Here is a 9,997-nt window from a genome sequence, read left to right as displayed (position 1 = left end):
GGTCATTTCCGGGACGCTCACGCCGGTAATCCCGCCTCCGCGCAATTGGTCAATCGCGCCGGCACGCCGACGGCGGTGCATCCGGCCGGCACGTCGTGCTCGACCAGCGCGCCGGCGCCGATTTTGGCGAAGTCGCCGATGCTGACGTCGCCCAGAATAGTCGCGCCGGTGCTGAGCAGCACGCCGCGGCCGATCCTGGGCGCGCGGCCCGGCAGCGCCTGCTTCCGGCCGATGGTGACGTTCTGCAATATCGTCACCTCATCGCCGATGACGGCGAAGGCACCCACGATGATGCCCGTCGCATGGTCGAGGAACACCTGCGTGCCGATCGAGGCGGAGGGATGAATGCTGACCTGAAGCGAATCCGACGACAGGCTTTGCAGCAACAGGGCGAGATCGGTGCGTTCGTGACGCCAGAGCCAGTTGGACACGCGCCAGGCCTGCAGCGCGACGTAACCCTTGAAGTTGAGCAGCGGCGGCAGCAGCGCTTTGGTCGCGGGATCGTGAACGGCAATGCTTTGCAGATCGAGGCTTGCGGCGTCGATCAGGTCCGGCGCGGCGTGAAAGGCCTCGCGGGCGACGCGGGCGAACAGCTCGCGGTCATCCGTGCCTTTGCCAAGACGTTCGCCGATCTGATGGGCAAGAGCGCTGGCGAAATCGCCATGATCGAGGATGGCGGATGTCAGCGAGGCGCCGAACAAGGGATCGCTGGCGAGCGCGTTTTCGGCCTCGCGGCGAATGGACAGCCAAAGCCGATCAACTGGTACGATTGCATGCAGCGTCATGGCTGTTCGTCCCGAAGTATGCGCGTTCGAAATATAGGCCGTCCGAGGAAGCGCGCTAGCACAAAGCCCATGTCGCCAGCAGTTCGTTGCGCCGGGCCCCGGCGCCTACGCCACTGACTTTCGTGCACGCGTTTGCGGTGGCGCAATCAGGGCTTCTGCTGGAATATTCCACTCGCGATGCAGTTTCCAGGCCATCCGCATCGTGAGCGCACGCTTTCTGCTCAGGATGTCCGATGCGCGCTGCCGTGAGCCGAGCAGACGTCCGAGATCGGCCTGGGTATAGCCGCCCGTTTCCATGCGGTAGCGGATCGCCTCGATCGTCCCGGGCGGGTCAATCGACCAGCGCTTGCGTTCGTAATCCTCAACGATCAAGGCGAGAAGATCGAAGCGATCCGCTTCGGGCGTACCCGGTTTCGGTTCGTTTTCGAAGTACTGCTCGATCTGTTCGAGCGCCTCGTCGTATTCGGTTTCGGTACGAATCGGACGGATCATTTTTTTCGCCATGACACAGTCTCCGGATCGATACGATCATATTCAGCATGAGTACCGATGAACTTCACGAGCACGCGTCCGAACGCAAACGAGACGTGAACGATCAAGCGGTATTTATTGCCGCCGAGATCGAAGATGACCCGGTTGTCGCCCACGCAATCAACGGTGGCGCCAAACTGCCGCTTTATCTCGGCTGGCCCCTTCCATTGCGCATTGGCGGCAATCGCGAACCACGCCCGGATCGGCCCCTCTGCATGCGGGTAACGCGCCCAAAACTCCCTCAGCGTCCGACGGGCGATCACCTGCATCACAAAATGTTATCATGTCACCAATTTGGTGACAATCCCAATCTGGCGCCGGGACGACGGCGACTGCACGAGGGCACGGCCGCCCAATAAAGCAAACCGCCCGTCTGTGCTGATCACAAACGGGCGGCTCGTTAGCCTTCAGGCGCTATGGGGGCACATCGCCCGAGGCGTTAGCTCTATCCTGAGTTCAGCCTTTTGAAGTTCAGCCTTGCGGCTGATCGTTCGGCGGGGTCGGACGCGGCTTGTGCTGCGCCATGAACTGGTCGAACTCTTCCTTGTCCTTGGCGTGGCGCAGGCGGTCGAGGAAGTTGCGGAATTCGACCTGCTCTTCCTCGAGGCGCCGCAGCGTTTCGGTGCGGTATTCGTCGAAGGCGCGGTTGCCGCTCGAGGGCGTCCCGAAGCCGCCGAAGCCGAAGCCACGGCTCTCCATGCGGCCGCGCATCCGGTCCATCTTGTACTGCATCCGCTCCATCTTGTTCTGCCAGCGATCCTGATGACTCCAGCAACCCATTTTTCTGCTCCCGAGTGTGAAAAAGAGAAGGGCAAGCCCGATCGGCCACCAGATGATGAAGCCGAGGATGGTGACGGCGATCCAGCCTGGATGCCAGGGGCTGTCCAGCATATGCGGAGGCCGATGGGTTTCTTCAGCGGGGCCGCGCCATCGATTGACATCTGCGGTGTAGGCCATTTCCCTCTCCATGACGGCGATCACGCCGTTGTGAATGTAAATAACATTTACATACCTAAACCATCCACGTTTTTTGTCAAGCGGGCGGCAGCCGGCCGCCGGTAAATTATTTTGGAGAGCCCCAGGGGCCGGCCGGCGGCACCGGCGGCGGGCCTGAGGGCTTCTCGTTCGCGGAAGGTCTGCGGTCGGTCGGGAAGCCGAGCCCGCGGAGATAAATCAGCACCTCGGCTTCCAGGAGATCCTCGGCTGACATCGGCAGCTTGCGGCGCGCCGCATCGCCCCGCGCGAACAGCGACGCCACGCCATGCGACATCGACCAGATGTGCAGCGCCATCATCATCGCCGGCGGCCGCGGCATGCCCGGCGGCACCAGCGCGGCGAGACGCTCGGCTGCCGCCCTGATCACGGCGAAGGCGCGCTCGCTTGCGGCCTGCAATGTGGGGCTGAGATCGATCGGAAGGCCGGACTCGAACATCGCCGAGTAGAACGCCGGCTCGTTGCGGGCAAAGGCGAGATAGGCTTTACCGAGCCGCTCGAATGCCGTGACGGTGTCCGGACGGCCGTCGTCCCAGGCCTGCAGCAACAGCGCCTCGAATTGCTCGAAGCCGCGCTGCGCGATCGAGGACAGCAATTCATCGCGGTCGCGAAAATGCCGGTACGGTGCGGCCGGGCTGACGCCGGCCATCCGCGCGGCGTCGGCAAAGGTGAAACCGGCCGCGCCTTTCTCGGCGATCAGGCCGAGCGCCGCCTGCAGCAACGCCTCTTTCAGATTGCCGTGATGATAGCCGCGCTCGGCGCGGCGGGTTTCCTTGCGCCAGCTCATGTGAAAGACTTTTACATGAGCTGGCGGCAAGTCACCAGTGGCCCGCTGCCCGATGCGGGTTAAATCGCGATAACCCGTTAACCGGCCGGGATCGGCAGGACCGGCATGATCTCGATGGTTTCGCCCGGAAAGATCGTGAAATGCGGGTGGTTCTCGAACATTTTCGCGGCCGCCTCATGCGAGCCGGCGCGCACGACTGCAAAAGCCCCCATCGCGTTGGAGATGTCGGTGATCCCCGCTGAATCGACCTTCTTGGTCTTGCCGAGCGGGCCGCCGATGTCGACGAGCGCGGCCTGATGCTTTTCGGCCCAGGCCTTCCATGCCGCCATCCCCTGCTGCTCCCGCGCGCGCCGCTCCGGCTCCGGCAGCGCGTTCCACGCCACCGCTTTCGCACTCGTCTTGCTGCCGAGGAAAACCGCGAGGAAAGTATCGTTGCTGCTCATGGTTGTTCTCACTCTCGTTTTGGGTTGAGGAAGGCGCCCCTAGCGGCTTCGCGCCTTGTTCGCATTTGCCTCCTGCAGTTCCTCGAAACCCTTGGCCGCCTGCTGCACTTCCTCCGACCAATCGGCCATCTCCTGGACCTGGCGGATTTCGATGATCTCGTTCTCGGAAGCCGGGCACTTTTTGGCCCAGGCGATCGCCTCCTCGCGCGACTTGACGTCGATCATCCAGTAGCCGCCGAGCACTTCCTTGGCCTCGGTGAACGGACCGTCGGTGACGATGGGCTTGCCGGTGGCGAAAGAAACCCGCGCGCCCATCGACGGCGGGTGCAACCCGTCGAGCGCGATCAGGACGCCCGCTTCACTGAGCGCCTCATTGTATTTCATCATCGCCTTGACACGCTCGGGATCGAGCTGCACGTCCGGCGCCGCGGTCTCATAGCCAAGAGGGATCATCAGCATCATGAATCGCATGGTGGGTTTTCCTTGTTGGGTTTGATGTCATTCCGGAGCAGCCCGCAGGGCTGAACCCGGAATCTCGACATCATAATCTCGGGATTCCGGGTTCGGCTCTTTGAGCCGCCCCGGAATGACGGTGGAAAAATTACTTCTTTCCAGCCTGGGCGCGCAGGAGCTCTTCCTGCTCGCGCAGTTCGGGGGTGAAGGCCTCGCCAAAATCCTCGGCCGCAAACACCTGGCGGATTTCGATCTCGGCGCCGGCATCGAACGGCGCGCGCTTCATCCATTCGATCGCCTCATCGAGCGATTTGGCATTGATCAGCCAGAAGCCGCAGACGAGATCGCTGGTCAGAGGAAACGGTCCACGGGTCGCACTGCCCTGCCCGCCCTGGTACTTGATCCGCGCGCCTTTCGAGCTCGGATGCAGGCCCTCGCCCGCTTCCATCATGCCGGCCTTCACCAGTTCCTCGTTGAACTTGCCCATCGCGGCCAAGAGTTCCGTGCTCGGCATGACCCCGGCTTCGGTATCCTTGCTGGCCTTCACAATCACCATGAATCGCATCGTTTCGCTCCGTTTTGTCTGGCCGGTCGGCTGGTCCGCCGAACCATCGCTCGTCAACATGACGAACCGGGTTTTGCGGCACCGACATGGCCGGAGAAATAAATTTGGAGGAAATTGTTTCAGCCCTCATCCCCGCGCAACGGCTTCGCCGTTGTCGCTGGAGGAGCCCGTCTTCGCCCGCTGGGCTTCGCCGGGCACGCTTTGCCGTTTGGTGAGTGGCTGCGCCACGCGTAGACCGAAGGGCAAAGCGTGGTTCGAGACGCGCGAAGACGCGCTCCTCACCATGAGGGGGACCTATGCGGCGCGCGCCCCTACCCTTGCTGCTTGACGAAAACCCCGTTTTCATAAGTCGCGCCGAAATAGACGTCGATGCGCCGAATCCGGTCGCCCGCGAAGGTGTAGGCCTCCGTATTGCGGAAACTCTTCCCTTCTTTGGTGACACAGCGATAGGTCACAAATGCCGCTTCGCCCTCGACCATGATCCGCTCGAGATCCTGCCGTTCGATCCAGTCGCTGTTGGTCCAGCACCGCGCGAAATAGGTCGCCTTGTCGATTTCGTCGTCATAGGGACTGGTGAAGCGGAAATCATCGGTGAAGGCGGCCTCGATCGCCTCACGGTCGTTCGACAAATAGGCGGCAAACAGCTTGCGGATGATTGCGGCCTTGGTTGCGGACGCCATCTCAGCGCTCCTTCGGTACCATGTTGAAATAGGGCTCGGCCTCCTTCAGCACGCGCGCGAACGACGGCCGGGCTTTCAGGCGTTCGAAATAGGCGGCGAGGTTTTTCTCGTGGTCGCCGAACGGCAGCGCCATGCTGCCGTAGAACAGCGACGGCGCCGCGGCGCAGTCGGCGAGGCTGAAATCATCGCCCATCGCCCAGGGTCTGCCGGTCATCTGCTGTTCGATCACCACGTATGACGTGCGCAACTGCGTCCGCGCGTCCTCGACGCCGTGCGGGTCCTGCTTTCCATCAGGGCGAAGCCGGTCGAGCATGATCTTCTGCATCGGCAGATGCACATAGAGATCGTAGAAGCGCTCGCGCAGCCGGGTCTGCAGGGCCCTGTCGGCGTCACCAGGGATCAATCGCTGATGTCCGGGATAATGGCGGTCGAGATATTCGATCACGATGGTCGATTCCGGGACGATCTCGCCCCTGGCATCGTCCTGCAGCACCGGAAATTTTCCGATCGGCCACAGTTTCAGCAGTGCGGCACGCTCGGCCGGGTTGCCGAGATCGACCAGCTTCGGCGTGAACGGGGTGTCGTTCTCATAGAGCGCGATCAGCGCCTTCCAGCAGAACGACGCGAGCGGGTGAAAATACAGCGTCAGCGACATCGGAGACTCCAGGGGTGGTTGGTGGCACGCCGGTGAGGCGGAACGAGGTTCTGACCAACCGGCATTTTGCTGCGAATTATTTCGTGGCTGCCGGCGCGTAGCGCAGGATCACGATCCCGGTCGACAACGCCCGGCTGTCCAGCAGCTTCAGCTTGGTCCGCTCGCCCGGCTTGAATAACGGCGTTCCGCCGCCGAGGAGGATCGGGTTCACCGCGATGCGGAATTCGTCGATCAGGCCGTGCGGGATCAGGTGCGACGCCAGATCGGCGCTGCCGAACAGAAAAAGGTCCTTCGGCGCATCGCGCTTCAATTGTGTGACGGTTTCAACCACATCGGCACTGAACATCCGCGTGTTGTTCCAGCCGGATTGCTTCAGCGTGCGCGAGAACACGTATTTCGGCGCTGCATTCATGAAGTCGGCGACCGCGCCGGTGGCATTCGGCCAATGGCCCGCCATCAGCTCATAGGTGACGCGGCCGAACAGCAGGCCGCCGGCGGCGTTCAGCTGCTCGGTCGATAGCCGGTCCAGTTCCTCGCCCCAGACGTCTTCGTGCCAGGAGATGTCGCGGTTCGGCCCTTCGACGAAGCCGTCCAGCGTCATCAGGTTCCACATGATCAGTTTTGCCATCTCAAAGATCCTTCAAACTGATTGCGTTTTGCAACTGGTTGTAACTTGGACGAACCGGTGCAATATTGCAAGTAGTTTTTTGAGGATGCTTCCATGACCGACGACCCACGCTCCGGTTGCCCGATCAACCTCACGCTGGAAGTGGTCGGCGACAAATGGAGCCTGCTCATCATCCGCGACATGATGTTTGGCAACCGGCGGCATTTTCGCGAACTGCTGACCAAATCCGAGGAAGGCATCTCCTCCAACATCCTCGCCGACCGGCTGAAGACGCTGCTCGACGCTGACATCATCCGGCGCGAGGACGATCCCAGCCACAAGCAGAAGGGAATCTACTCGCTGACGGAACAGGGCATCGAACTGCTGCCGATCCTCGCGCAGATGGCGGCGTGGGGTTACAAATATCTGCCGGTTACCGCAGAACTCGGCATCCGCGCCAGGCTGCTGAGCGAAGGCGGCCCAAAAATGTGGGCGGAGTTCATGGACGAATTGCGCGAGACGCATCTGGGCCAGATCCGGCGCAAGAAGGGACCGTCGGTCGGTGAACGGTTGCAGGCGGCGTATGAGAAGGTCGTTGCCAGGAATCCGGCTAACTGATCGGGCTCATCCACTCTCGCCCCACCGCCGCGTCACTTCCGTTGCACCCTCCACCGTGGCCTCGAACACCGGTGACGCCAGCACGGCATTGATGTGAAGCGTTGCCGTGCCGGAATTGCGAAAGCCATGCATGCGCCCGGCCGGCACGATCAGGGATTGCCCCGATGTGACGATGCCGCGTTCCTCGCCGATCCACATCTCGGCTTCGCCCTCGCGCACCGTGAGCACCTCCTCTACGGGGTGCGAATGCGTCGGCGCGCCGGCGCCGGGCGCGATCCATTGCTCAAAGATGCACAAATGCCTGGCGCCGTTGCGCGCTGAAACCAGCATGCGGGTTTCCACGCCGAGCCGCCACTGCTCCGGCGGCATATCCCTGACATCGACCACCATCATTGCCGGGCCCTTTCGCTTGCCGAGACCTCGCGTGGTTTCACAGCGTGCGCCGGATGCGGCGCAGCATGCAAGCGCCGGCTGCAGGTTCGAGACACACGGAACCGCGTCGGGTATAGAGCGAACGAATCAATCAGCAACGGATCCTGCCCATGCCCCCTTCCTCGCAAAAAGTCGCACTCGTCACCGGCGCCGCGCGCGGCATCGGGCTTGCGACCGCAAAACGCTTTCTCGCCGACGGCTGGCGGGTGGCGCTGCTCGATATCGAGGGGCAATTGCTGGATGGCGCAGTCACGGCGCTGGCCAGTCCTGACACGACGCTGGCGCTGCATTGCGACGTCAGCGATGCCGGCGCGGTGGCGGTGGCGATGGCAGGCGTGAGCCAGCGTTTCGGTCGGCTCGACGCGCTGGTCAACAATGCCGGCGTCGCGGTGTTCGCACCGCTGCTCGAGACGTCGGACGCCGACTGGAACCGGGTGCTGGCGGTCAATCTCACCGGACCGTTCATCTGCACCAAGGCGGCAGCGCCCTTGATGCGCGAGCATGGCGGCGGCGCGATCGTCAACATCACGTCCATTTCGGCGGTGCGCGCCTCGACGCTGCGCTCGGCCTACGGCACCAGCAAGGCCGGGCTTGCGCATTTGACAAAGCAGCTCGCGGTCGAACTGGCCTCGCTCGGCATTCGCGTCAATGGTGTGGCGCCCGGCCCGGTCGAGACCGCGATGGCGAAGGCGGTCCACACGCCGGAAATCCGCGCCGATTACCACGGCGCCATTCCGCTCAACCGTTACGGCCTGGAAGAGGAATTGGCGGAAGCGATTTTCTTCCTGTGCAGCGACCGTGCCAGCTACATCACCGGGCAGATCCTCGCCGTCGACGGCGGCTTCGACGCCGCCGGCATCGGCCTGCCGACGCTGCGCGGCGAGCGGCGCAATGGCTAGTGCTCCTTCTCCCTCTCCCCGCTCTTTTGCGGGGAGAGGGTCGGGTGAGGGGCTCTCTCCGCGAACGCTGATGCCAGTTGATAGACCTGTACCCCCTCACCCGGATCGCTAAGTGCGATCCGACCTCTCCCCGCAAGCGGGGCGAGGTTAAGAAGATCACCGCTGGTTGACCGCGACCACGCGCCAGCCGCCGTCGAGGCGATCGATCCTGGTCAACGACAGCGGATCGATCACAAAGCGCAGCGCGCTGTCGGGTGTGAGATCCAATGCGATGGCGAGCACCGCGCGGATGGTGCCGGAATGCACCACCAGCACCACCTCGCCCGCGGGCAAACGCGAGAGTCCATCCCGCGCGCGATCGATCTGATCGACAAAGCTTTCGCCGCCGGGCGGACGATTGCTGGCGGGCGATTTCCAGAACGCCTGATAGGCGGCGCCGAGTTCGGTGGTGAGATCATCGTGCCGCCGCCCGGTCCAGGCGCCAAAATCCTGTTCGCGGAAACAAGCCTGCTCAACCGGGTCGAGCCCGAGCGCAAGCGCGGTCTCCCGCGTCCGCCGCGCCGGGCTGCAGACCGCAGGCGCGCCGGGCGGCAATCTTGCTTTCAGCGCCGCAAAGGCCGCGGCATTGCTGACATCGGCCGGCGCATCGGGGCCATGTATCACGCCGCGCGGTCCGTCGACCGGCGCGTGCCGGATCAGCCAGAGCTGCGTTTCGCTGCTCATGCGAGCCGCGCCGCCAGCAGCACGAGGATGGCGGTCTCGGCCACCTGCTCGGCGCCTCCCAGCACGTCGCCGGTCTGGCCGCCGATCTGCCACCGCGCCAGCCACGCCATGCCGAGGCCACTCAAGCCGGCCAGCAGCGCCGCGAACAGCGCGTTGCCCCATGACAGCGCCAGCAGCGCAAGGATCAGCGCCAGCACGACTGATATCGTCGCCGTCGCCGCATCGGGCTGCCCGGCATTGCGGGCGAGACCGTCATTGCGCGCATAAGGCAATTTCACCGACATCCAGGGCAGGATGCCGCGGCCGAGCGCGTGCGCAGCGATCAGGCTTGGCACGACATCGCCGTCCGGAATTGCCGCCAGCGCGGAAAGTTTCGCGGCAAAACTCACCAGCAGGATCAGTGCGCCGTAAGTGCCGAGCCGGCTGTCGCGCATGATCTCGAGCTTGGCCGCGCGATCGCGGCCGCCGCCGAAACCGTCGGCGACGTCGGCGAGCCCGTCCTCATGCAGCGCACCGGTGAGAATCGCGCTGGCGCCAAGCGCAAGTGCGGCCGCGGCCAGATCAGGCACGCCGACATGACGCAAGCCGAGACAGATCAATCCCACCGCCGCGCCGATCAGGGCGCCGACGACCGGAAACATCCGGTGCGCGCGCACGAAATTGGCCGGCATCGGGCCGTGCGGATGCGGCATCGGCAACCGCGTCAGGAACGCGACCGCGGTTTTGAAATCGTCGAGCCATTCATTCATGGTGCAGCCTGAAGAATCGTCTTAGCTTGCGATCCGCCCGAATTTTTCCGGCATGACCTGGTGGAAGCGCGCGCAGG

Annotated in this window: 16 protein-coding genes; 2 read left to right on the top strand and 14 right to left on the bottom strand. The window is 63.5% G+C overall.

From position 1 onward, the window contains the following. Positions 1 to 17 precede the first annotated feature (17 nt). From ACSQ84_RS26010 to ACSQ84_RS25960, 11 genes are all read right to left on the bottom strand, one after another. Positions 18 to 785 (bottom strand): serine O-acetyltransferase, encoded by a 768-nt coding sequence (locus tag ACSQ84_RS26010; RefSeq protein WP_436214578.1) that lies wholly within the window; start codon positions 783 to 785, stop codon positions 18 to 20. 105 nt (positions 786 to 890) lie between these two features. Then, positions 891 to 1,289: a helix-turn-helix domain-containing protein gene (locus tag ACSQ84_RS26005; RefSeq protein ID WP_436214577.1), complete on the bottom strand. Its 399-nt coding sequence runs from the start codon at positions 1,287 to 1,289 to the stop codon at positions 891 to 893. Continuing rightward, entirely contained in the window at positions 1,274 to 1,585 is a 312-nt protein-coding gene (locus tag ACSQ84_RS26000) for a type II toxin-antitoxin system HigB family toxin (RefSeq protein WP_436214576.1), read from the bottom strand. The genes ACSQ84_RS26005 and ACSQ84_RS26000 overlap by 16 nt, the downstream gene beginning before the upstream one ends. Positions 1,586 to 1,787: 202 nt before the next feature. Next, the gene (locus ACSQ84_RS25995) at positions 1,788 to 2,273 is read right to left on the bottom strand and encodes a DUF2852 domain-containing protein (RefSeq protein WP_436214575.1); all 486 of its coding nucleotides are present in this window, start codon (positions 2,271 to 2,273) and stop codon (positions 1,788 to 1,790) included. A 106-nt stretch (positions 2,274 to 2,379) separates the two neighbouring features. Further along, positions 2,380 to 3,096 carry a TetR/AcrR family transcriptional regulator gene (locus ACSQ84_RS25990; RefSeq protein WP_436214574.1) on the bottom strand — a complete coding sequence of 239 codons (717 nt, stop codon included), beginning with the start codon at positions 3,094 to 3,096 and terminating at the stop codon, positions 2,380 to 2,382. Positions 3,097 to 3,173: 77 nt separating this feature from the next. Beyond that, positions 3,174 to 3,539: a hypothetical protein gene (locus tag ACSQ84_RS25985; RefSeq protein ID WP_436214573.1), complete on the bottom strand. Its 366-nt coding sequence runs from the start codon at positions 3,537 to 3,539 to the stop codon at positions 3,174 to 3,176. Positions 3,540 to 3,578: 39 nt separating this feature from the next. Further along, complete coding sequence (locus ACSQ84_RS25980) at positions 3,579 to 4,010, bottom strand: YciI family protein (protein WP_436214572.1); 432 nt, start codon at positions 4,008 to 4,010, stop codon at positions 3,579 to 3,581. 130 nt (positions 4,011 to 4,140) lie between these two features. Further along, the gene (locus tag ACSQ84_RS25975; protein WP_436214571.1) at positions 4,141 to 4,557 is read right to left on the bottom strand and encodes a YciI family protein; all 417 of its coding nucleotides are present in this window, start codon (positions 4,555 to 4,557) and stop codon (positions 4,141 to 4,143) included. Between the two features lie 311 nt (positions 4,558 to 4,868). Then, positions 4,869 to 5,237, bottom strand: coding sequence for a nuclear transport factor 2 family protein (locus ACSQ84_RS25970; RefSeq protein WP_436214570.1), 369 nt, complete (start codon positions 5,235 to 5,237; stop codon positions 4,869 to 4,871). Between the two features lies 1 nt (position 5,238). Continuing rightward, entirely contained in the window at positions 5,239 to 5,892 is a 654-nt protein-coding gene (locus tag ACSQ84_RS25965; protein WP_436214569.1) for a glutathione S-transferase family protein, read from the bottom strand. Between the two features lie 76 nt (positions 5,893 to 5,968). Next, positions 5,969 to 6,520, bottom strand: coding sequence for a dihydrofolate reductase family protein (locus tag ACSQ84_RS25960; RefSeq protein ID WP_436214568.1), 552 nt, complete (start codon positions 6,518 to 6,520; stop codon positions 5,969 to 5,971). 93 nt (positions 6,521 to 6,613) lie between these two features. On the opposite strand from ACSQ84_RS25960, the gene ACSQ84_RS25955 reads away from it, so the two are divergent. Beyond that, positions 6,614 to 7,117 carry a winged helix-turn-helix transcriptional regulator gene (locus ACSQ84_RS25955; protein ID WP_436214567.1) on the top strand — a complete coding sequence of 168 codons (504 nt, stop codon included), beginning with the start codon at positions 6,614 to 6,616 and terminating at the stop codon, positions 7,115 to 7,117. Positions 7,118 to 7,123: 6 nt separating this feature from the next. Here the strand turns inward: ACSQ84_RS25955 and ACSQ84_RS25950 are convergent, their stop codons facing one another. Beyond that, positions 7,124 to 7,510 (bottom strand): cupin domain-containing protein, encoded by a 387-nt coding sequence (locus ACSQ84_RS25950; protein WP_436214566.1) that lies wholly within the window; start codon positions 7,508 to 7,510, stop codon positions 7,124 to 7,126. Between the two features lie 149 nt (positions 7,511 to 7,659). Between ACSQ84_RS25950 and ACSQ84_RS25945 the strand changes: the two genes are divergently transcribed. After that, positions 7,660 to 8,448, top strand: a complete 789-nt coding sequence (locus tag ACSQ84_RS25945) for an SDR family NAD(P)-dependent oxidoreductase (protein WP_436214565.1) — start codon at positions 7,660 to 7,662, stop codon at positions 8,446 to 8,448. Positions 8,449 to 8,604: 156 nt separating this feature from the next. On the opposite strand, the gene ACSQ84_RS25940 is transcribed toward ACSQ84_RS25945, so the two are convergent. Both ACSQ84_RS25940 and cobS read right to left on the bottom strand, forming a co-directional pair. Continuing rightward, on the bottom strand, positions 8,605 to 9,171 hold the full coding sequence (locus ACSQ84_RS25940; RefSeq protein ID WP_436214564.1) for a histidine phosphatase family protein: 567 nt from the start codon (positions 9,169 to 9,171) through the stop codon (positions 8,605 to 8,607). Continuing rightward, positions 9,168 to 9,920 (bottom strand): adenosylcobinamide-GDP ribazoletransferase, encoded by a 753-nt coding sequence (gene cobS, locus ACSQ84_RS25935; RefSeq protein ID WP_436214563.1) that lies wholly within the window; start codon positions 9,918 to 9,920, stop codon positions 9,168 to 9,170. The genes ACSQ84_RS25940 and cobS overlap by 4 nt, the downstream gene beginning before the upstream one ends. Between the last annotated feature and the right edge of the window lie 77 nt (positions 9,921 to 9,997).

This window comes from Bradyrhizobium sp. LjRoot220 (genome assembly GCF_964252915.1).
Classification (GTDB): Bacteria; Pseudomonadota; Alphaproteobacteria; order Rhizobiales; family Xanthobacteraceae; genus Bradyrhizobium.
The sequence above is the reverse complement of the archived record's forward strand: the minus strand, read 5'-3'. Positions and strand labels throughout refer to the sequence as shown.

What these genes read in the sequence shown, in the direction of transcription:
- ACSQ84_RS25945 (WP_436214565.1), top strand. Translation starts at nt 7,660, where the DNA reads ATGCCCCCTTCCTCGCAAAAAGTCGCACTCGTCACCGGCGCCGCGCGC.
- ACSQ84_RS25950 (WP_436214566.1), bottom strand. Translation starts at nt 7,510, where the DNA reads ATGATGGTGGTCGATGTCAGGGATATGCCGCCGGAGCAGTGGCGGCTC.
- ACSQ84_RS25960 (WP_436214568.1), bottom strand. Translation starts at nt 6,520, where the DNA reads ATGGCAAAACTGATCATGTGGAACCTGATGACGCTGGACGGCTTCGTC.
- ACSQ84_RS25980 (WP_436214572.1), bottom strand. Translation starts at nt 4,010, where the DNA reads ATGCGATTCATGATGCTGATGATCCCTCTTGGCTATGAGACCGCGGCG.
- ACSQ84_RS25985 (WP_436214573.1), bottom strand. Translation starts at nt 3,539, where the DNA reads ATGAGCAGCAACGATACTTTCCTCGCGGTTTTCCTCGGCAGCAAGACG.
- ACSQ84_RS25970 (WP_436214570.1), bottom strand. Translation starts at nt 5,237, where the DNA reads ATGGCGTCCGCAACCAAGGCCGCAATCATCCGCAAGCTGTTTGCCGCC.
- ACSQ84_RS25965 (WP_436214569.1), bottom strand. Translation starts at nt 5,892, where the DNA reads ATGTCGCTGACGCTGTATTTTCACCCGCTCGCGTCGTTCTGCTGGAAG.
- ACSQ84_RS25955 (WP_436214567.1), top strand. Translation starts at nt 6,614, where the DNA reads ATGACCGACGACCCACGCTCCGGTTGCCCGATCAACCTCACGCTGGAA.
- ACSQ84_RS25975 (WP_436214571.1), bottom strand. Translation starts at nt 4,557, where the DNA reads ATGCGATTCATGGTGATTGTGAAGGCCAGCAAGGATACCGAAGCCGGG.
- ACSQ84_RS26010 (WP_436214578.1), bottom strand. Translation starts at nt 785, where the DNA reads ATGACGCTGCATGCAATCGTACCAGTTGATCGGCTTTGGCTGTCCATT.
- ACSQ84_RS25995 (WP_436214575.1), bottom strand. Translation starts at nt 2,273, where the DNA reads ATGGCCTACACCGCAGATGTCAATCGATGGCGCGGCCCCGCTGAAGAA.
- ACSQ84_RS26000 (WP_436214576.1), bottom strand. Translation starts at nt 1,585, where the DNA reads ATGCAGGTGATCGCCCGTCGGACGCTGAGGGAGTTTTGGGCGCGTTAC.
- ACSQ84_RS25940 (WP_436214564.1), bottom strand. Translation starts at nt 9,171, where the DNA reads ATGAGCAGCGAAACGCAGCTCTGGCTGATCCGGCACGCGCCGGTCGAC.
- ACSQ84_RS26005 (WP_436214577.1), bottom strand. Translation starts at nt 1,289, where the DNA reads ATGGCGAAAAAAATGATCCGTCCGATTCGTACCGAAACCGAATACGAC.
- ACSQ84_RS25990 (WP_436214574.1), bottom strand. Translation starts at nt 3,096, where the DNA reads ATGAGCTGGCGCAAGGAAACCCGCCGCGCCGAGCGCGGCTATCATCAC.
- cobS (WP_436214563.1), bottom strand. Translation starts at nt 9,920, where the DNA reads ATGAATGAATGGCTCGACGATTTCAAAACCGCGGTCGCGTTCCTGACG.